This window comes from Lysobacter korlensis (assembly GCF_042434515.1).
On record NZ_JBHLTG010000015.1, the window covers coordinates 53549 to 73309 of the forward strand.

Here is a 19761-nt window from a genome sequence, read left to right on the forward strand (position 1 = left end):
AGCTTCCGTCATGCGCCACCTCGACAACCTCATCCTCAACACCGACAGCTACAAGGCCAGCCACTGGCTGCAGTACCCGCCCGGCACTGACGCGACGTTCTTCTACGTCGAATCGCGCGGCGGGGTCTACGACCGCACGCTGTTTTTCGGGCTGCAGGCAATCATCAAGGAGTTCCTCGAACGCCCGGTCACCCACGCCGACGTCGACGCCGCCGCGGCGCTGCTGGCCCAGCATGGCGAGCCGTTCAACGAGGCTGGCTGGCGCCGCATCGTCGACCTGCACGGCGGGCGCATGCCCCTGCGGATCCGTGCCGTCCCCGAGGGCACGGTCGTTCCGACCCACCAGGCGCTGGTGACCATCGAGTCCACCGACCCGGACGCGTTCTGGCTGCCGAGCTACCTCGAGACCCTGCTGCTGCGCCTGTGGTATCCGGTGACGGTCGCGACGATCAGCTGGCACGCCAAGCAGACGATCCGCCGCTACCTGGAGCACACAAGCGATGACCCGGAAGGGCAGCTGCCGTTCAAGCTCCATGACTTCGGCGCCCGCGGCGTTTCCAGCCTCGAGTCCGCCGGTTTGGGCGGCATGGCCCACCTGGTCAATTTCCTGGGCACCGACACGCTGGCTGCGCTGCTGACGGCACGCGCGTACTACGACGAGCCGATGGCCGGCTACAGCATTCCTGCGGCCGAGCACAGCACGATCACGAGCTGGGGACGCGAGCGGGAGGTCGACGCCTACCGCAACATGCTCCATCAGTTCGGTAAACCAGGCAGCCTCGTGGCGGTGGTCTCCGACAGCTACGACATCTACACGGCGATCCGCGATCACTGGGGCAGCACGCTGCGCCAGGAGGTCATCGACTCCGGTGCCACGCTCGTCGTGCGACCCGACTCGGGGGACCCGGTCGAGGTCGTGCACGAGTGCCTGCTGTTGCTAGACGAAACCTTCGGCAGCACGGTCAACCGCAAGGGGTACAAGGTGCTCAACCACGTGCGCCTGATCCAGGGCGACGGCATCAACCCCGAGAGCATCCGGCTGATCCTCGAGCGCGTGGTCGGCGCCGGCTTTGCCGCGGACAACATCGCGTTCGGGATGGGCGGGGCGCTCCTGCAGCACCTCAATCGCGACACGCAGAAGTTCGCGCTCAAGTGCTCGGCGGCGCGGATCGACGGCGAGTGGGTCGATGTCTACAAGGATCCGGTCACGGACCCCGGCAAGCAGAGCAAGCGTGGCAGGCTGATGCTGGCGCACAACCCCAGCAGCGGTGAGTTCCGCACCCTGGCCGTTCCGCCGGGAGCGGCGAGCGCAACCGACCTGGCGCTGCCCGACGGGTTCGAAGACGCGATGCTGACCGTCTGGGAAGACGGGCAGTGGGGTGCCCAGTGGCGACTCGCCGAGGTTCGCGAGCGGGCCAATGCCGCCCGGCTTTAAGCCGGGCACTGGGAAGACGCCCGGCTGCGTTTCGGGACGACGAGGTTGCTTCAAGATGATTGCAGGTCTTGCTCCAACGGACGCCGCCAGCTTGCCGCTGGCGGGTCGGTCCCCGCTGTTCGATCGGCTGTGCACTGCGGTGCCCGCGCTGGTCAGGCGCGCGCCGCCACCACACGATGAGTCGCGGTGGCACCGGGCGACCCTTGGTGACCACGTCCGTCGATTCGCGCAGCCCATTACGCTGACGCCTTATGCCTCCGCGCGTGCCTGCTCGGCACGGTGCCGGTTCTGTTCGGAAACGCTCAGGCCGGCTCATGGCGGCACGATGGCGGCCCGGTTGCGCCCCGGCGCGGATTACTTCGCGCTGCTCAGGAAGGCGCTGTCGCAGGTGCGTGGCATACCGATGTCGTGGTCGCTGTCGGGCCTGGAGGCGAGCGATGACGAAGACTGGCTGCTCGAGCTGCTAGACACGCTAGCGGCCGAAGAGCGCGACGGCGGGGTGATCCACGATCGCGTCCTCTACAGCAACGGCGCGGGGCTCGCTCGTGCCCGGGGCGACGAACTCGTCGCTGCGCTCGAGCGCTTCGGGTTGTCGTGGCTCGAACTGTCGCGGCACGATTCCGAGCAGCACCGCAACCAGGCCATCATGCGGTTCCGCATCGGTGAGCCTATCGCCGACCAGGACGTGTTTGCCCGAACCGCCGCGGCCGTCGCGACGCGCGTGCCCGTCAAGCTGGTTTGCATCCTGCAAAAAGACGGCGTCTGCGACGCGGCCGGGCTGCGCGCCTATCTGCGCTGGGCCGCGGAGCTGGGGGTCCAAGGCGTGATCGTGCGCGACCTGTCGCGGCTCGATGACCACTACCGCTCGACCACGAGCCGGCGCTACATCGACGGTGCCCGGGTCTCGATCGAAAGCGTGCTCGTCGACTGCATGGCCGCCCCGTGGTGGGACTCGCTGATGCCCCTGCGCATGACCGAGGGCTATTACTTCTGGAACCTGGTGGCGCGGACGCCCGGCGGCATGGAGGTGACATTCGAGGTCTCGGACTACGCGGCCATGCACCAGCGGCACCAAACGGGCGACGTCTACAAGCTCGTCTTCCACGCCAACGGAAGTCTCTGCGCCGGGTGGGAGCCGGACCGCGATGTGTTGTGGACGGCAGCCTCGTGAACAATGCGAGCTGGCTGATTCCGGACGCCGACCCGCCCGAGTGGTCCCTTCCTGCGGACATTCGTGCCCGCGACGCGCTCGGCGGCCGCGACTGTGGATGGGTCAACCAGATGCGACCGTTCATCAGGCACTTCTCGTCGCCCGGGCACCGCGTGCTCGACCCGTTCTGCGGCTTCGGCACAACGCTGCTGGGCGCACACCTGGAAGGACGGCACGGGCTTGGCTTCGAGATCGATCCGGACCGCGCGGCGCTCGCGCGCGAGCGCCTGCAGCGCCACGGGCTGCACGCTGACATCCGCGTTGGGAGCATCAACGGACTGGACGCAGGGCGCGCGAACCTGTGCCTGACAAACGTGCCTTACTTCGGATGCGGTTGGACAGGGGCGACGGTAGACGGTCAGCTGTACCTGCAGCCTACCTACGCCGACTTCCTGTCAGGCATACGAGGCGTCTTCCACGCGGTGCGCCAGACGCTCGAGGATGGCGGGTTCTGCATTGCCATGGCCCAGAACCTGGTCGTTGCCGGCCGACGCTTCCCGCTTGCTTGGGATGTGGCGCGGATTCTCGACAGCTTGTTCGTGGCGCACGAGGAGCGCGTGCTCTGCTATCCCGCCGCAGCCCTACCAGCCAACCCGGGCAGCACCAAGACCAATCGCAGTCACGAGTACGCCCTTGTCTACCAGAAACGCAGAGAAACGGTTGACCTGAAGGGCACCGCGGAGGTGCTGGAAGCCCTACGACTAAGTGGGTTCTCCTACGAGCTATTCGGCAGTTTCCAGCAGTGGCAGGAACAGGGACAACCCATCGCGGCGCGCCTTCCTGCTGACGCTGATCTGTTGCTCCCGCTTGAGCAGGATCAGCTCAATGCGCTGCTACGGTGGCTGAGTGCTCGCGGGTTCCAGCTCACCCTGTGGGGCGAGCCCATTGCGCCTTCTCTTCCTCTGGAGACGTGGCAGTCACACCATTATGTGCGGGCGGACTGTCGCGGGCGAGATGGGTCATTGATCCGTCTCGATCTGTGCTGCGAGCCCAAGAGCACAAGCGCGCGCGGCTGAATCCACGTTTCCACCCGCCGCGAAGCGGCGTCGGCTCGGACGAACTCCAAGGCGTCCGAATGGTTTCAGGAGGGCCGCTTCTGCACGCCGCGCATGAGCATGGCGCCCAAAGCGACCGTCGGAAGCACCGCAGCTGCTACGAGCCCTGTGAAAGTTAGCCGGGCTCCCCTACTTAGGACTCTACGTATTGCACAAAGGCGGGCCCGGAGACGCCGCCAATGAACAGTGCGAGACTTGCGTAGGCAGTGTGGCGAAGCGAAGCAATCATCGAATTTCCTTTTCGAGATCGGCATGTATGACGTCACACCCTTGCGAACCGCCACATCGGGGTGCATCGGCGCCGCTGCCGTGGAAGCCCAGCCCGGCGATGTAACAACCTGCCGGCAAGGACGTGCCTGCAGTGCGGGTGCAGCAGCATCGAACTACAGCACGCTTGTGAGGCGGTAAACGGTTACATCGGTGCTCCTGAGGGAGTACTGGCGTCAACCTGCCCGTCAGAGGGCACAACAAGGCGGGAACAGGTTGAGCGCCGGCCTGGGGGCGGCAGCGTTCCAACCACTGGGGCTGCAGGGCTGACCTAGTGGCGCCGCTCGGCGGCGGGCACAGGACTGCAGTATTCGGCGGGTACTGTCCAAACCAGGCTGCAGTGGATCCTGGCCCGAAGACCCGGCCACGGGTCCGAACCACAGCGCCACATGTTCCTCGGGAATAAGGTCCTCGCCCTCCAGCGCACCCCGAGTGGGCCGCGCCACAGATGCGAGTTCCAACGGGCGCCAGCCTGCGTGCGCCGATGCCGATGCGTCACGGTTCCAGTCGTGGCTGACCAGCCTGACGGCGCCGACCAGCCGAGGTCCGCTTCCGACCCAGAGCGGACGGTCGCGAGGGACAGTTCACTGCGAGCTCGATCTTTCAAGAATGTCCGCCAGCACCGTTGGATCGACCGGCTTGACCAGGTGGTGATCAAAGCCTGCCGCCGCGGTGTCGGACCGATCGGACTCCCGGCCGTAACCCGTGACGGCGATGAGGGTGGACGTCTGTGTTTGCGGGTGCGAGCGCAACTGGCGCGCAAGCTCGTTGCCATCCGTGTCAGGCAGGCCGATATCCAACAGGCAAATATCCGGCGGTTCGGCCAATGCACGAGCCAAACCAGCGCGCGCGCTGTATTCCGTCATTACGGTGTGCCCCAGCGTTTCAAGATAGAGCGCGAGCATGCTGGCGGCATCTTCGTTATCGTCAACCACGAGGATTCGCAGGTTCGACGAGCGCGGGCTGATCGGCGAGCGCGCGGCGGCATCCGGCCCGGCTCGCTCGGCAAGTCGCGGCAGGCAAACGGTGAATCTGCTGCCTGCGCCTTCGCCAGCGCTTTGTGCTTCAACCGAGCCACCGTGCAGCTCGACCAGGCTCTTGACCAGCGACAGTCCAATGCCGAGGCCGCCCTGGGCGCGGTCCGGCGTCCTCTCGGCCTGATAGAAGAGCTGGAACGCGCGCTTCACCATCTGTGGTGACATGCCGATGCCGTCATCGCTGACGACGAGGCAGACACGCTGCGCTTCGATCTCCATCGACAGATCGATGTGCCCGCCCTTGGGTGTGTATTTGGCCGCGTTATTAAGGAGGTTCGCCACCACCTGTACGAGCCGCTTCGAGTCACCCCGCACGTAAGCGTGGCCTGGCGGCAGCTGTACGGTCAGGTGATGGCCCCGCGATTCGACGAGCGGCCCGACCTGCTCGACCGCATCGGCGACTATCCGCTTCAGGTTCGCGTTTTCCGTCTCCAGCACTGTCAGACCACGCATTACGCGCGAGACGTCCAGCAGGTCATCGACCAGCTCCGTCATATGACTGACCTGACGAGAGATTACAGCGCTCGTATTCCTGACGGTATCCTCGCGCAATACCGCTGCCGCCAGCACGTCGGCCGCGGCGCGGATCGGAGCGAGCGGGTTTCGTAGCTCGTGCGCCAGCATCGCGAGGAACTCGTCGCGACGCACGACGGCTTCGCTCAGCTCCTGCTCGCTTCGCTTGCGCTCGCTGATATCGCGGAAGAACACTGCGATCTGCCCGTTCACGATCGGGAACGCCCGCAGCTCCTGCCACCGCGGAATACCCCCGACTGGCTCGTGGATGTACTCGAGCGTTTCCGGAACTCCGGTGACGCGCACACGCATGTACGACCTTTCGACTTCGCTGCCGACCACTTCGGGAAAGGCCGCCCAGTGGTTGCGCCCTACCAGTTCGGCGCGCGTACGCTGGGCCAGCTCGGCACCGACCTCATTGATTTCGACGATGTTCCACTCATCGTCCAGTATCACCAGGCCTTCGTGCATGCCTTCGAGGATGGCCCGGCTGAGATCGCGTTCCGCGCGCAGGGCGCCCTGCGCCAGGGTGGTTTCCGCCGCCAGCAGGATCTGCTGGCCGACAGCCTGCGCCACGCCGATTTCCGTCGCCTGCCACTGGTGGGCCGTCGCCATGTGGATCGCCACGAGCAGCTTCAGCTGGCCATCCCGCAGCACCGGCACCACCAGCTCCGCCCGGACACCACGCTCGATGAAGGCCGCCGAATGGCTGGCGGTACGCTCGTCGGTTGTGACATCGTGGTTTACGACCACGTGCCCTGCTCTGAGATCGTCGATCATGACGGGGCCGAAATCCGACATGGTCAGCACGACGCCCGCGAGGCTGGCTTCGGGCAAAGCGGACCAGTCGCGCCTGATGAGCGCACTGTTGGCACCCACGATATCCGCACAGATGACGCGGATGGCCCCGAGATGAGCACCCAGCATGCCAAGAGCTACGCTGGTGATGTCACCTGGCGACTCCAGCTGACCGATTGCAAGCGAAAGATTGATCTGGAGCGCTTGATCAGCCGCAACCTGCTGCAGGCGTTGTTCGGCCTCGACGCGGTCATGGATGTCCACCGAGGCACCCAGCCAACGCACGAGCGCGCCGGTCTCCGCGTCGAACTCGGGTTCCGCTCGCGCCATGAACCAGCGGTACTCGCCGGACGCCGAGCGGATCCGATGCTCTGCATAGAACGTAGTCTGGGTGTCGATCGCGGCGCTGAAGCGCGCCATGGTTTCGGCGATGTCATCCGGATGGACCGCGGCATTGGCGACTTCACTGGCAGTTTCAGGCAGATGCTGAATTCCGGTGTATGCCACCCATTGCCGGTTGAAGAACTCCACCCGGCCCTGCGCATCGGTGATCCAGACGATTTGCGGAACCGCGTCCGCCATCGTCCGGAACCGGGCTTCGCTTTCGCGGATCGCAACGTCCGCGCGCGCGCTCGAGTTTCGAGAAGACCAGGCGGGCGAAGGACTGGAGCAGATCCAGTTCTTCGCCCGTCCATTGCCTCGGCCGAGCGTCGGTCACGGCGAAGAAATGCGTCCACACACGACCCGCGTAATACGGAATAGTTACGAAAGCTCCGATGTTCAGTTCGGCATAGGCGGCCGCATCCGTCCTCGAGTCAGTTGCGGTGTCGGCGACCGCGACCGTCCTACCGGCGCGGCTGTCGTCCAGAAACTCGACGCTCAGATAATCGGAGATCCTGAACGTGCGAATCAGCGTCGGCTCGCCCTCGCGCGTCCAGCCGAAGGACGTGGTGATCGTGTCAGCTTCTTCATGGACTTCGCAGAACAGGCAACTGTTCGTGCCCATGTAATCGCCCAGCTTTCGGCCGACCGAGGCCATGATCTCGGCCAGCGGCATCTCGCTTTCGAAAGCGGTCGAGACTTGGACTAGAAACGCACTGTTGTCCTGGCGGGCACGCTCGGCGGTGACATCCTCGAATAGCAGGCCGACCAGGTGCGCGTCGGCGGGCCCAACCGGAAAAGCGTGCACGTCGAAAAGACGATCCATTGCCTCCGAGCGCTGCTCGAAATGGATCGGCTTCCGCGAATGGGCGACCTGCGCATACCGCTCGATCCAGAAATGCTCGAGGCCGGGGACGAGCTCCCGTGCGGATCGGCCGACGGCATTCTCAAGCCCGCTATGTGCTTCGAACAGCGCGTTCGTCTCGATGAACCGATAGTCGATCGCGGTGCCCGCAGCGTCGAACTCCACTTGCAGCAGGCAGAAGCCTTGGCTGATCGCATTACTCAGGGCCGAGTAACGATCTTCGGCCGTGAGGACATGAGGGGTCATGGGAGCACTGGAAAGTGACAGCGGCGTACTTTACTTGACTTAGTCAATAACAGCGATCTGGTCAGCTCGGACTGGTACTCGTGACCAACGTGACCAGTGCACACAACTGCGCGTTGGCGTTCGTGTTCTGGCTGACCCCGCTACCCATACTGACCAGCGGATGTCCGTTTCCGACGGTGGTTTCATACGATCGATGCAACACATGGCTAGCTGCCCAGGCAGCAGGAGTGTTGCGGTTGAAGCGAAGAACCCGGATCCAGTCACCGATGCCCAGAAGGGCCTGATGTGGGATCGCTGGCAGAAAGGCGAGTCGCTGCACCAGATCGCCAAGCTGTTCGACAGACACCACACGTCGGTGCGCGGGATTCTTGCTGCGACCGGCGGTATCCGCCCTGCGGCTAGACGCCGGTCGGTCCGGGCCTTGACCCTGGCCGAGCGTGAAGATGTCTCGCGATCGTTGGTCGCCGGCCATTCGATCCGTTCGATCGCGGCGGCGCTGGGCCGGGCGCCGTCGACGATCAGCCGGGAAATCAGGCGCAATGGCGGCGTTGAACAGTATCGCGCCAGTCATGCGGATCAAGCAGCGTGGGACCGGGCGCATCGACCCAAGACTTGTAAGCTGGCGCTGCATCCCGCGCTGGCGAAACGCGTGGCGGACAAGCTGCAACAGCAGTGGTCGCCCCAGCAGATCGCCGGTTGGCTGATGCGTACCTTTCCCGACGATGCGATCAGCCAGGTGTCCCACGAGACGATCTACCGCACGCTCTTCATCCAGTCGCGTGGAGCGCTGAAGAAAGAGCTGCTCGAGCACCTGCGCCGCACACGGGCCATGCGCCGTTCCCGCCACCACACCCAGAAGACGGCCGACCACGGGCGGATCTGCGACACCGTATCGATCCGCGAACGGCCTGCCGACGTCGAGGATCGGGCGGTTCCAGGCCACTGGGAAGGCGACCTGCTGTTCGGCAGCGCCAACAGCCAGATCGCGACGTTGGTCGAGCGCAGCACGCGCTACGTAATGCTGGTGAAAGTCGAGCGCAAAGACACGAAGACAGTCGTGGATGCGCTGATTGAACATGCACGCCAGTTGCCGAACCAGCTGTACCAGTCGCTGACCTGGGACCGCGGCAAGGAGCTGGCTGACCATCGCCGTTTTACCGTGGCGACCGACATCCAGGTCTACTTCTGCGATCCGCAGAGCCCGTGGCAGCGCGGTTCAAACGAGAACACCAACGGCTTGCTGCGGCAGTACTTCCCGAAAGGCATCGACGTGTCCGGCTTTACGCAGGTCCAGCTTGATGAGGTGGCCAAACGCTTGAACGAACGGCCACGCAAGACGCTGAACTTTGAAACGCCAATCGAGCGCTATCGACAGGCTGTTGCACTGACCGGTTGAAACCGCCACCCGAAGCGGACATCGGCTCTAGACCAGGCGGCGCGCTGGACAGCGTCCGCGTTGAGGGCAGCCCGTTCCGCCACACGATGGGGCTGTCCGCCTTCTCATGCCGCCAAAGCTAGTCGGCAATCTGCCCCTGTAACACCGGGCTTCTCAGCGCACCCCACAGCAGTTGCAGGTTGGCGCGAACGCTGCCGGCCTGCTGCTCTGCAAACGCCAGTAGTCCGTCCAACGCGGCGCGATCAAGGTATTGCCCGTTGAAGAACAGACCCGCAATTTTCCCGGTGTTACGGATATCGGCGAGTGGGTTGGCGTCGAGCAGGATCATGTCGGCGACCTTCCCCACTTCGATCGCACCGTAGTCCCGGGTCTGGCCGGTGAAACGCGCCGCGTCAATGGTTGCGCTTCGCAGCGCGTCTGCAGGCGAAAGACCGGCGCGGACGAGTTCGGCAAGCTCGTCGTGGATGGCAAACCCCGGGAATACGTAGGTTTCTGGGGCATCGGTTCCAGCCACTATCTTGACGCCAGCCGCGTGGGCCTGGCCCACGTTGGCCAGCATCAGTCGATACAACTCCGTGTGCACTTCGCGACCGGATTCCCGCGCAGCTTTCGCCGTCCGATCCGCCGTCCGATCAGCATCCATTTCCCACAAGGTTTGCATGACGATGAACGGGACGTACCGCCGGCGCGGATCTTCACGAAACTCACGGTTGCCGGCGAGCGCGCGCACGCGTAGCGCCACCAGGGTCGGCGTCCACCAGGTGTTGGATGCCGCCATCGCCCCCATGAGCTCGGCGCAGCGCTTGGGATCATGCTCGTCGATGAGCCGAGCCGGCACGCCGAGTTGGTAGGCGGCCGTGGGATCCTGCAACGCGCGGATCGCCGCAGCGTCTCGTTTGCATACGCGCAGGAAAAGGCCCGCGTGCTCGATGCTGTGCTGGCCCGCAGCGATTGCTTGTTCGAGCGAAATCCGTACGGGGAGATGCCCCGCCAGCAAGAGCCCGTGCTTTGGCGCTTCCGCTGCCAGTGCCTCGTATCCTGCCATCGAGAGTTGGTCGTAAGTTTTCAGCAGATCGGCACCATCGGCGGCATGATGCGCCACCAGCGCTCCGGCTTCGTCCGCGTTTCGCGCCTTGAAGAATGCAGGTGCGGAAGGGGATAACCCGTTCATCTGATGACTGCTGCGCTGGATATATCGGGGCGCGAGGACACTGTGATCACCCAGTCCCTTGCGCCAGCGTTCAATGTCTTCGCCGCAGGCAGAAAAACTGTCCGGCAGGGGTGTGCAGCCCCACATTTCACGCACGCCGGTAACACCGTTGGCAATGAACAGCGGATGGGTGTACTGCGGTGAAATCTTCAGTGAATGGACATGCATGTCCCACAGGCCCGGGGCCAGGAACTTGCCGGTGCCATCCACAACGACGAGACCGCTTTTCCCACTTGCGGGTGTGCTCGTGCCGATGGAATCAATGCGACCGTCGCGGACAACGACATCACGCCCTGTCACGACCTGGTCGTTCCGCACATCGATCACGGCGACATTCGTGATCAGGAAATCACCGCTGACGCCGGGCCGCGGCGTGTCGGGCAACGGCCAGTTGAGCAGAGCCGTCAGTGCGATCGCCAAAGCGATGCCAAGCGCCGCGAGTATCGCGAAGAGCTTTTTGATCATGACGCAATCATCCTGGTGCAATAGGTGCAGGCTGGTTCGGGTGTGCGGCTGCGGCCGTGCGTCGGCGCTGCACTCGGGCGCGCGCTGCATCAACGCCTGCCATGCAAGGTGCAGGTCTCTTCATTCGTCCCATCCGATGAGGCCCGAGCGGCCGCCATCGAGGTAACGCTCGGTCGACGACAACGGTCTTAGCCGGCTTTCAAGGTGGACGCCCTGTGGGTGGGTCGAGGAGGATCCGCACGGTCATTGAGCCGTCGGCCTGCACGACATCGATCGACCATCCGATCCGCTGCCCGAGGCGGCGAACGATCTGCAGGCCGAAGCCGAAACCGCCCCGCTCCGCGTCGTGGCGTCGCACATTGGTGATCGTGAGTTCGCCTGCATCGCCGTGGATCACGACCGGCCCGGCGCCGCCATGCTGGATGGCGTTGAGCAGTACGTTCGCGACGATTGTTTCAGCGATCTCATCCGGGCCGCCGGTTGCGAGCGAGGAGGACATGTCCACGTCGATGACCTGCCCTGTCTGTGCAGCGAGAGGTGCGAGCTCGTTCGCCAGCCGGCGAACCAGAGGCAGCAGCGCTGTCGTGGTCGAGAGATCAGGGGCGCGGTCGGTGGCCAGCCAGAGCGCGGCGCGGCTTGCGCGTGTCAGCCGCGCAAGCGCGCGCTGGAGGCGCTCGAACGCGGCGCAGTCGTCGCGCTGCTCGGCAAGCAGCGCAAGGCTGGTCTGTGCGGACTGCAGCGGCGTGCGCAATTCGTGGCCGAGGTAGGCCAGCGTCTGGCGTTCGCTCTCCACGGCGGTCAACTGCGCCTCCCAGACATCGGCATGCAGGCCAAGAAGGCGCTGGAACTCGAGGATCTCTTGCGCCTCCGACAGCTCACGCAGATGCCCGGGGTGAGGCGTACGGCGTACGTCCTCGACAAGGTGCTCGGCCCGACGGGCCAGTCGACCGACAAACGCCCGCGCAAGGACGGCCGCGGCGAGCAATGTCAGGGCTGTAAGCCCGAGGACGATCAACAGCCCGGTTCCAAGCCGCGGAGTGACCGTGAGCTGGTCGGTGACGTCATACACCACGGCCAGGCGTCCTCTGGTCGGTGTATCGACGAGCAGGACATGCACGTAGCGGCGATCGGCACGGCGCATCTCGAACGGTCTGCCGACCTGGGCGAACGGAAGCTGCGCATGGATGTCGAGCGGCACGCGGGACGCGGGATACACGGAGAACTCCGGAGGCAGCCGCGTCATGGCGGGCGCCGCGGCTGCGACCGAGCGTGCCGCGGCCTTGAGCTGGCGATCGATGAAGCTGTCTTCCAGAAGGAAGAGCAGAAGCAGGCCCGCCGAGGCGAACAGCACCGCAATGCAGGTCGCGAACAGCATCCACTGGCGAATCAGGAGCGACTTGAGGCTACGCGCCGACATGGCCTGCACCGAAGCGGTAGCCGAAGCCGCGGACGGTCTCGATGAGCGGCGAGCCGAACGCGCCGGCGAGGCCCTGGCGCAGCTCGTAGATGTGCATCCGCAGCGGATCACTCGCGGGCGGGGTATCGCCCCACAGCAGCGCATTGAGGTCTTCGCGCGCCACGGCTCCCGGGCTGGCCTCCATGAGCCGACGCAGGACGAGCACGGCCGTGGCGTTGAGTGCGAGCGCGCCGCCGGGGCCTGTCACCAGTGCTGCCTGCGGGTCGAGACTGAAGTCGCCTGCCCGGATCGCGAAGCCACCGGCCGCGGGGATGTGGTGCGCCAGTGCCTTGATCCTGGCGAGGAGCTCGGTGGGCGCGAACGGCTTGACCATGTAGTCGATGCCGCCCGCGTCGAAGCCGCGCAGCTTGTCCTCCAGTGCGCCGCGAGCGGTCAGGAAGAGAACCGGGGAACGCAGCCCTCGGTCCTTCAGTTCCCGGCACAGGGCGACTCCGTTGCCGTCCGGCAGTTGCACGTCGAGCACGAGCACGTCGAAGGTCGCATGCGATACGAGGCTGCGTGCCTCGCGCGCGGTGTAGGCGAAGTCGACGCTCACACCGCGCGGCTCGAGAAACGCCCCGAGGCCGGCGGCGACGTCCAGGTCGTCTTCCACCAGCAGGACTCGAACGGGCGCGGGACTGAGGGTCATGGCGGGATGATCAATGAGCGAGGCGCTGCAGACGATAGGCTTCGCCGAGACGGCCTTCCATGACCGCGACCACGGCATGCATCAGGACCAGTCGCTTGTCGGTGCCGCCGAGACGGTCGCGGACCTTCGCTGCGGCTTCCGCGCCGTCGCGATGAAACGCCGCGAGCACGGCGACTCCTTTCTCCTCCCGCGTCTGTTCGCGCAGCACCGGCTCGTGTCCCAGAGCCCGTACCATGCCTTCGGCCACCGACCAGGTCGACCACGGGTTCTGCCCGGTCACCAGTCGGCCGTCAACGACCGTGTTTTCCAAATACTTGGGGCCTTCACTGAATGCGCCTGCCTGGGCCGTAAGGGCCTCTTCGAGCAGGAACGGGAATACTTCCCGCGCATTCTCGATGAGGAAGAGCTCTTCCTCGTTCGTGAAGCCGGTGACGCGCTTGCCGGCCAGCAGTTTCCGGCCGCTGCTAAGCCTCACGTTTACCAGTGCGGCCGGCCCATGGCACACCGCGCCGATGACGCCGCCCGCGTCGTAAACCGCTGCGACGATACGCTGCACCGCCGGATTGCGCGGAAAGTCGAACATGGCGCCTTTTCCACCGACGAAGTACACCGCCGCATACCGGGAGGCATCGACGCCGTCGAGGGGAAGCGTGTTTGAAAGACGCTTCTGGGCGTTCGCGTCGTTGAGGAACGCATAGTCGACGTCGATGAGCTCGTCGTCCATCCGCACCGGCGGGCGGCCTCCTTTCGGGCTCGCGATCTCGACCTCGAAGCCGTTGGCGATGAATGTGTAGTACGCCCGGGAGAGTTCGGTGAGCTCCAGACCCGCTGCGATCTCGCCCGCCTTCGCGGTGCTGGTCACGACCGCGAGGATGCGTCCGCGCGAAGCCGGGCGTCCACCCCTGAGCATCTGCAGATCGTTCGGGGTCGCCGTCGGGTCGGCAAGGCGCTGGCTGTCCAGGTCCAGGCTGTGGACGTAGCCGGTTCCCAGGCAGCCCAGCAGCAGTACGGAGACGACCAGCCCACCCACTACCCGCGTCGTTCGCTTGCCCATGTCCCATCCTTACCGTTGTCGATAGCGCAACGGTAGGACGGCTCTGTAAAGCCAATATCAGGTCGTTGCGTGATCTCCGGCCTGGTTCCTTTCGGCTTGTCCGTCGATGTCCGCTCCTGGCCGGAAGCGGACCTGACAAATAATGGCGAACCGGTCTCGCTGACCGGTGCCCGCGACCATCCCGAGTGCTACGCACGCTTCTCCCGCAGTCCAGCGGAAGGAACTCCCAGGAGGCGGCCGGGCCGCTGGCCCAGGTCGCCGACTGGCTCGTCTTCGCAGCTCCAGTGGTCTCCACGACGACGGCAAAGGCACCTCGTCGGAACGCAAGGGTTTCAATGCAGCAACGTTTTTTGCACAAGGCCACAGCAGCCTTTAGGCCGTCTGATGTTGCACTGATGAGCTTCGAAAAATGAGTTCATATCGGTGTCCGTGAAAGGCATCGATACGCGTGTGGATCAACGTGGTCCCATCTATGCGGTACTGCATTGGGCAGGATGCGGGGGCGACAGAGGGCTCCTTATGTCTAAGCGATTCTCGACGCCCGGATGGCGCGGGACGGCAGTGTCTGTGCTCCTGCTTGGCCTCGGTCAGGCTTTGGCTTCTGATTGCGCAACCGGCACGGTCTACACCACTTCGGTGCAGGGTTGGCCCATCAAGGTCGGAAACACGCGGGCGCAAAATGGTGCCCTGTACCTGGCAGCCGGGCCGATTCAGGCCCCCGAGTGCAATAGCAAACTGCTGAAAGACGGTAGCTACTACTTCCAGGTCACGGACTCCCACACGAAGGCATTGGTGTCGACCCAGACTCTGGGCAACCGCCGCTTCGAGGTGCACAACGGCCGGATCTTGGATCCCCGTTCGTATGGCGGGGCCGCCACGGCGTGTGGCAGCGCCACCCTGCCCCTGTTGCCGCACACGCACGAGCCGACCAGCAACCAGCTGCTGAAAGTCTCCGTGACGCGGGTCCAGGACTACGAAAAGGTCTGCGGTCGCAACCGTGACTGCGGAACCCGCGGCTTCGTTCCGTCCAGGAGCGTGACCGTCAACGCCCAGCTGCGCGTCGACAAGATCGGCGTGGGTGCCGTTGAAATTTTCCGGTTCTACGACGCCAATGCCAACGGCGAGTACGACGTCGGCGAGGTGGAAATGCCGCACTGGTACGTGCGAATGAATGCGCCGCACATGCACAGCACGGGGAGGACGGGTCTGGACGGGACAGCGATCTACAGATTACTCCCTGGAACCTATGGTTTCAATGTCACTGGCCAGAAGGAAGGCAACTGGTATGAGTCTGCGGCCCTCGTTAACGGCAAGCAGGCAAACGACCTGCTTTCGCCGGACATCCCCATACGTTCGGCGAAAACCACGCTGGTCGCGACAGGCGCCTACTGCACCGTTCCTGCCGGGCGCGGCATCGACTACTGGTTGGACGATGGCGCGGCACTGATCGACTCTTCGGACATCGCCTCACTTCGCTCGCTACCCTTGGTTAGCTCCAATGGCCTGCGCTTCAAGCCCGTCAACACCGAACAGCTTCTGCAATGGTTCACCGACGGCGGGACCTGGGACAACCTGAGCCATACCCTCTCCAGATCACTGGCGCTTGCGGCGCTCAACGTCCGCCACGGACTTGATCCCAAGACGGTGATCTACCCGGCTCGCAAGACAGTCGGAACACTGATGGCCGAGGCCAAATCCCTGATCGTCAGCGATCCGCTTGTGCCTTATGGGTCCAGCAACTCCAACGCATACATGGAGCAGCTTGGCTGGCTTGCAGGGGTCAGCGGCGAACCGGATGACGACGTATCGGCCGGCAGGCTCTCGGCGAAACCGTGCGGGTACACGGCCGTTTACTGATCAGTGCGATGTGACAGCCCGGCAAGGGGTCTTCACACCGCAGGCCCCGGCCCCTCCCAAAGAACTGGAGCAAGTATGGAAAGGTCCCTCTCGCGGCTCGCGTCGGCCGTTGCGTTCGCTCTCGCGTTGCCCTCACTGCCGGCCATGGCTGCAAACCCCAAGATGTTTTACGAGCTGATGGATCTGGACGCCGGCAAGCCGCACATGATGGAAGCGGAAACGCTGAATCTGCGCGTCGGCGCCGATGACAAGGGCATTGGCATCACCGCGACGGACCAGTGGAGCAACTGGCACCGGACCTACATGCGCGTGCCTGAAGGTCAGGTGCTGGGGCCTGGCATCTACCCGGAGGCAGCCTGCACGCATGGCCGCCTCGCCCGCATCGAAATCACGCTAGACAACCCTGCCTGCCTGTTTCGAGGACGAGGCATCAGGGGCTGGTTTACTGTCCGGCAGCTCACGCGCGGGGCGGCGGGCGAATTGACCTCGCTGGAAGTGGTCTACCAGATGTCCCCGGGTGAGTCTGGGCCAAAGGGATTTCTGGGTACGGTGCGTTGGAATGCATACCCCATGTACATCACGGTGCGCAGCAGCGCGGACTCTAAATGGGGCGCCATCAGCGACAACTTCCATGGCGACACGAGCTTTTTCAAACTGACGGGCAACGGGTCTGAGTTCGAGTACGAGGCTTCTGTCCCGTACAACAGCTACATCATCCGGGCCCACGCGCCTACGGGGCAGAAGTTCAAGGTCGGCACCTACCAGACAACGGCTGAGCCTTCGGGGACCAAGGCAGGCCTGCAACTCTGGGAGCGCGATGTAACGTCAGACCTAGACTTCATCAGCAAGTGCGAGGCTGAAGGCATGGGCACAGGCACTCTGAAGGTCAGGAAGGTGCGCTACGACAGCACCGGCAAGCTCCTGGGCTTGCATGCGTCTTTCGAGGGGCGGTGTGCGACGGACAAGGGGGCAGCCGAGCCGGCACTCTCGGGCGATCTGCGGATCAACATTTAGCGAGCCAGTTCCGGCACTACCAGTCCAAGGAGAGTTCGAAGCGGACCTCACGGGGTCCGCGGCGAACTGACCGGCGTTGGAGCATCCGACTGCTCACTGCCTCGCTGACTGCATGGGTCGACCCTTAGGTTTTAGCCGCCGGCGTAGTGAATGGCTGCAGTGCGTGTGCCGATCCTGATGCTTTGCTGTCCCGGCCGCCCCTGGCCAGCATGCCCGTGCTGATCAGCCCAGGTCCGCTTCCGACCCGAAGCGGACATCGACCGAGTTGTTAGGAGCCACAAGGAGTTCCCGGGCGTTCATGACAGTAAGGTCGTCGCGTACCCGATGGACTCGCGCTCCGCGGAGCTAGTGCTTGTATGTGCACCAAGCACTGGCTCAGGACAAAGCGAGTTCCGGCTGGTGTTCCGGGGAGTGCTCGCTCATCAGTTCGTATACCCGCAGCTCCCGTCCGCAATCCTGGAGCCGATGCGGGTCCCGGTGGAAGACCTGCTGGCCCGTGAGGCGGAAAATCTCGCGGAGGGCACGCGGCTGTCGGGTTGGCCGGGCCCTTGGCATACCTCCATCGAGGCAGCCGCCGCTCATTACCTGGCAGCCGGGCTGAAAGGCTACGATCTGCTTGAGTCGTCGTGTCGATGACACCTAACAACTCACGCAAGCCGACGTCATTTCGCGGCACGGCTCAACTCGGGTGTTAGGGCGAACAGCCTGAGCACGGAGGCGTGGAAGATGGAGATGGCGGTAACCGCGGCGCAGAACGACATGCGCCGTGCCTACTACAGCGGCGCCGCGGGCATTCTGGCCTCCGCACTGGCGTGGTCGGTCGCAACCGGTGTTGCCGCTTTTGCTTCCCCGCAGCGGGCGATCTGGGCGTTGCTCATCGGCGGCGCCCTTATTCATCCGATCGGCGTGCTGATCTGCCGTCTCATGGGCGCTTCGGCCGCCCATACCAAAGGGAACCCGTTCGGGCAACTCGCAGGAGCCAGCACGTTCTGGCTCGTATTTAGTCTACCGTTGGCCTACGCACTGGGGCTGCGCAATCCGGCTTGGTTCTTCAACGCCCTGCTGCTCATCATTGGCGGGCGCTATCTCGTATTCGCCACGCTCTACGGCATGCAGCTTTACTGGGCGCTGGGTTTGGCGCTCGCGGCTGCCGGATTTGCGCTGGCTGCACTGTCCGTCTCAGCGGTAGCCGTCGTGACGGCAGGTGCCGCAATCGAGCTGGTATTTGCAATGGCGGGCATCATCCTTCACCGCAAGTGGGTGCGCGCTAACAATTCGCCGAATCCTCAACCGCTTGGCAGTTCGACTTAACTCAGGTGTTACGCCGGATGGGTACGCTCGTCGTAGTCGCATTGTCGGCAGCTTGCCTCATCGGGTGCGCCAGGAGCTCTGCGCCGGCGGCTCCGGTGTGCTTTGAGAAGGACGTGTCCACCAAGCAGTATTGTTCCCATGTTCTGACGGCTTTGGACGCGGCAAGAGCTCGCCTTAAAGACCGCTGCGCACGGGAAAGAACGCAATGCAGCTTCTCGGCCCGGGAAAACACAAATGGCCAAGTCAGCGTAGTGGTTGCGTTCGCCACGGTATTCGGCCATCCGCCTCGCTGCGCGTATGCGCCGGGAGCTCATGAGGTCCACGTGTATTCAAAGCAAGGGCACCATGTTCGCGCCATACCCGGGCTTTAGGACTAACTATTCGCCCAAGCCGACGCCGCTTCGCGGCGGGTTAACTCAGGTGCTAGGCACCAAAGGAGGGACAAATGTTTCAGCTCAAGCGCGGTGATATTGTCGTAATAGGCGACAGGGTGGCTGTGGTCGTTGCGCTAGAAGGCGAGGACGATGTGCCTGAAGAACATGTGGCGCTGTGGTTCGGGCCCGAGGAGGCATCCAAAACGGAGGATCGATTGCGGCCTATCGTCTGGACGGCTCCTGCCGAATATTGCAGTCTCGCCGCCCCCGCGGAGTGGCGCCACTAAGCGCGCCCTGCGGCTCCCAGTAGTTAGCCGTATGAAGCTGCTCGCATGCGAACAGGTGCATTGGCACGACTGCGTCATTCAGTCCGTTCTCGTGCTGCCGGAGGCTTCCGAAATTGAGCTTCGGGTGGAGTACCCGATGGACTGGGAGGCCAATCAGTTCGAACTCGCGACCATCCGGCTCCTGAACGCTTTCGGGTACAAAGAGTACGAGGAACCTTTCGCCGGTGCTCCGACTATCCTTAGGGCTACCAGCGAGCCGCAGGCGGGCGGACACCATCTGCTGCGTATTGAAACCAATGCGGGCTACAGAGAGGTCTTCTGCTCCGCGATTTCTTTAGAGCTCACTGCAGAAAGTTAACAATTCGTGCGGGCCGAAACCTCCGCGGTCCGGGTTAACTTGGGTGTTACAGGGCTCAGGGAAGAATGCTATACGGCGCAGCAATCCTCGTAGCGCTCCTAGGGCTCGCCCATTCGGTACTAGGCGAGCGGTACATCCTCATCCGGCTGTTGTCAGGCGGAATTGTGGTCAATCGCCTGCTGCCTGAAGCGCAGGAACGCCAGCCTGTGCTGGCATTGATTGCAGTACCCGTCCTGACTCAGTTGAGGATTTTCGACAATGCTTACGAGGTCTAACGGGTAGTCAGGAAGCGGCCCCTCGGGCAGACCCCAATAGTCTGGGAAGTACGAACCGAAGTCTGCGTCGCAGAAGTCACATAACACGATGTCCTGTCCCCAGATGCGGTAGACGCGATACTCATGCTTGCCGTGCGCCCAGTCCTCTAGCTCCCTCTGAGCGTGCCCGCAGTCGAAGCAAGGGGCGACTTGGATGGGTGTCAGCGCGGACGAGCAAATCGGGCAGTTGCAGACGATGTCTGTCACTT

Annotated in this window: 16 protein-coding genes and 1 pseudogene; 10 read left to right on the forward strand and 7 right to left on the reverse strand. The window is 64.0% G+C overall.

What is annotated here, in order from left to right:
• The first annotated feature begins 10 nt into the window (after nucleotides 1–10).
• The 3 genes from ACFFGH_RS32510 to ACFFGH_RS32520 all read left to right on the forward strand — a co-directional run bounded on the left by ACFFGH_RS32510 (nucleotide 11) and on the right by ACFFGH_RS32520 (nucleotide 3661).
• A complete protein-coding gene (locus ACFFGH_RS32510) occupies nucleotides 11–1435 on the forward strand; it encodes a nicotinate phosphoribosyltransferase (protein ID WP_386676726.1) in 1425 nt (474 codons plus the stop codon).
• 97 nt (nucleotides 1436–1532) lie between these two features.
• Complete coding sequence (locus ACFFGH_RS32515; RefSeq protein ID WP_386676780.1) at nucleotides 1533–2606, forward strand: hypothetical protein; 1074 nt, start codon at nucleotides 1533–1535, stop codon at nucleotides 2604–2606.
• Nucleotides 2603–3661, forward strand: a complete 1059-nt coding sequence (locus ACFFGH_RS32520) for a DNA methyltransferase (protein ID WP_386676728.1) — start codon at nucleotides 2603–2605, stop codon at nucleotides 3659–3661. The genes ACFFGH_RS32515 and ACFFGH_RS32520 overlap by 4 nt, the downstream gene beginning before the upstream one ends.
• An 890-nt stretch (nucleotides 3662–4551) precedes the next feature.
• On the opposite strand, the gene ACFFGH_RS32525 is transcribed toward ACFFGH_RS32520, so the two are convergent.
• Together ACFFGH_RS32525 and ACFFGH_RS32530 are read right to left on the reverse strand one after the other, a co-directional pair.
• Nucleotides 4552–6897 carry a hybrid sensor histidine kinase/response regulator gene (locus ACFFGH_RS32525; protein WP_386676730.1) on the reverse strand — a complete coding sequence of 782 codons (2346 nt, stop codon included), beginning with the start codon at nucleotides 6895–6897 and terminating at the stop codon, nucleotides 4552–4554.
• Complete coding sequence (locus tag ACFFGH_RS32530) at nucleotides 6791–7807, reverse strand: GAF domain-containing protein (protein WP_386676732.1); 1017 nt, start codon at nucleotides 7805–7807, stop codon at nucleotides 6791–6793. Before ACFFGH_RS32530 ends, ACFFGH_RS32525 begins: the two co-directional genes overlap by 107 nt.
• Before the next feature lie 236 nt (nucleotides 7808–8043).
• Here ACFFGH_RS32530 and ACFFGH_RS32535 point away from each other — a divergent pair.
• Nucleotides 8044–9203 (forward strand): annotated as a pseudogene (locus tag ACFFGH_RS32535) (IS30 family transposase).
• Between the two features lie 118 nt (nucleotides 9204–9321).
• Here ACFFGH_RS32535 and ACFFGH_RS32540 read toward each other — a convergent pair.
• From ACFFGH_RS32540 to ACFFGH_RS32555, 4 genes are all read right to left on the reverse strand, one after another.
• Complete coding sequence (locus ACFFGH_RS32540) at nucleotides 9322–10878, reverse strand: amidohydrolase family protein (protein WP_386676734.1); 1557 nt, start codon at nucleotides 10876–10878, stop codon at nucleotides 9322–9324.
• Between the two features lie 199 nt (nucleotides 10879–11077).
• Nucleotides 11078–12295, reverse strand: coding sequence for a sensor histidine kinase (locus ACFFGH_RS32545; RefSeq protein ID WP_386676735.1), 1218 nt, complete (start codon nucleotides 12293–12295; stop codon nucleotides 11078–11080).
• Nucleotides 12282–12983: a response regulator transcription factor gene (locus ACFFGH_RS32550; RefSeq protein WP_386676737.1), complete on the reverse strand. Its 702-nt coding sequence runs from the start codon at nucleotides 12981–12983 to the stop codon at nucleotides 12282–12284. Before ACFFGH_RS32550 ends, ACFFGH_RS32545 begins: the two co-directional genes overlap by 14 nt.
• A 10-nt stretch (nucleotides 12984–12993) precedes the next feature.
• Entirely contained in the window at nucleotides 12994–14037 is a 1044-nt protein-coding gene (locus tag ACFFGH_RS32555; protein ID WP_386676739.1) for a type 1 glutamine amidotransferase domain-containing protein, read from the reverse strand.
• Nucleotides 14038–14598: 561 nt separating this feature from the next.
• On the opposite strand from ACFFGH_RS32555, the gene ACFFGH_RS32560 reads away from it, so the two are divergent.
• The 6 genes from ACFFGH_RS32560 (at nucleotide 14599) to ACFFGH_RS32585 (ending at nucleotide 19238) form a co-directional block, all read left to right on the forward strand.
• Nucleotides 14599–15894: a hypothetical protein gene (locus tag ACFFGH_RS32560; RefSeq protein ID WP_386676741.1), complete on the forward strand. Its 1296-nt coding sequence runs from the start codon at nucleotides 14599–14601 to the stop codon at nucleotides 15892–15894.
• Nucleotides 15895–16038: 144 nt separating this feature from the next.
• Complete coding sequence (locus ACFFGH_RS32565; RefSeq protein ID WP_386676743.1) at nucleotides 16039–16908, forward strand: hypothetical protein; 870 nt, start codon at nucleotides 16039–16041, stop codon at nucleotides 16906–16908.
• 477 nt (nucleotides 16909–17385) lie between these two features.
• Complete coding sequence (locus ACFFGH_RS32570; protein WP_386676744.1) at nucleotides 17386–17544, forward strand: hypothetical protein; 159 nt, start codon at nucleotides 17386–17388, stop codon at nucleotides 17542–17544.
• A 90-nt stretch (nucleotides 17545–17634) separates the two neighbouring features.
• A complete protein-coding gene (locus ACFFGH_RS32575) occupies nucleotides 17635–18219 on the forward strand; it encodes a DUF7010 family protein (protein WP_386676745.1) in 585 nt (194 codons plus the stop codon).
• A 445-nt stretch (nucleotides 18220–18664) separates the two neighbouring features.
• Entirely contained in the window at nucleotides 18665–18880 is a 216-nt protein-coding gene (locus ACFFGH_RS32580; protein WP_386676746.1) for a hypothetical protein, read from the forward strand.
• A gap of 31 nt (nucleotides 18881–18911) precedes the next feature.
• A complete protein-coding gene (locus tag ACFFGH_RS32585; protein ID WP_386676748.1) occupies nucleotides 18912–19238 on the forward strand; it encodes a hypothetical protein in 327 nt (108 codons plus the stop codon).
• Nucleotides 19239–19390: 152 nt separating this feature from the next.
• On the opposite strand, the gene ACFFGH_RS32590 is transcribed toward ACFFGH_RS32585, so the two are convergent.
• On the reverse strand, nucleotides 19391–19759 hold the full coding sequence (locus ACFFGH_RS32590) for a hypothetical protein (RefSeq protein WP_386676750.1): 369 nt from the start codon (nucleotides 19757–19759) through the stop codon (nucleotides 19391–19393).
• Between the last annotated feature and the right edge of the window lie 2 nt (nucleotides 19760–19761).

Excerpts from the sequence above, each read along its gene's own strand:
- ACFFGH_RS32510 (WP_386676726.1), top strand. The coding sequence starts at position 11 with ATGCGCCACCTCGACAACCTCATCCTCAACACCGACAGCTACAAGGCC.
- ACFFGH_RS32525 (WP_386676730.1), bottom strand. The coding sequence starts at position 6,897 with ATGGCGGACGCGGTTCCGCAAATCGTCTGGATCACCGATGCGCAGGGC.
- ACFFGH_RS32530 (WP_386676732.1), bottom strand. The coding sequence starts at position 7,807 with ATGACCCCTCATGTCCTCACGGCCGAAGATCGTTACTCGGCCCTGAGT.
- ACFFGH_RS32540 (WP_386676734.1), bottom strand. The coding sequence starts at position 10,878 with ATGATCAAAAAGCTCTTCGCGATACTCGCGGCGCTTGGCATCGCTTTG.
- ACFFGH_RS32545 (WP_386676735.1), bottom strand. The coding sequence starts at position 12,295 with ATGTCGGCGCGTAGCCTCAAGTCGCTCCTGATTCGCCAGTGGATGCTG.
- ACFFGH_RS32550 (WP_386676737.1), bottom strand. The coding sequence starts at position 12,983 with ATGACCCTCAGTCCCGCGCCCGTTCGAGTCCTGCTGGTGGAAGACGAC.
- ACFFGH_RS32555 (WP_386676739.1), bottom strand. The coding sequence starts at position 14,037 with ATGGGCAAGCGAACGACGCGGGTAGTGGGTGGGCTGGTCGTCTCCGTA.
- ACFFGH_RS32565 (WP_386676743.1), top strand. The coding sequence starts at position 16,039 with ATGGCTGCAAACCCCAAGATGTTTTACGAGCTGATGGATCTGGACGCC.
- ACFFGH_RS32575 (WP_386676745.1), top strand. The coding sequence starts at position 17,635 with ATGGAGATGGCGGTAACCGCGGCGCAGAACGACATGCGCCGTGCCTAC.
- ACFFGH_RS32580 (WP_386676746.1), top strand. The coding sequence starts at position 18,665 with ATGTTTCAGCTCAAGCGCGGTGATATTGTCGTAATAGGCGACAGGGTG.
- ACFFGH_RS32585 (WP_386676748.1), top strand. The coding sequence starts at position 18,912 with ATGAAGCTGCTCGCATGCGAACAGGTGCATTGGCACGACTGCGTCATT.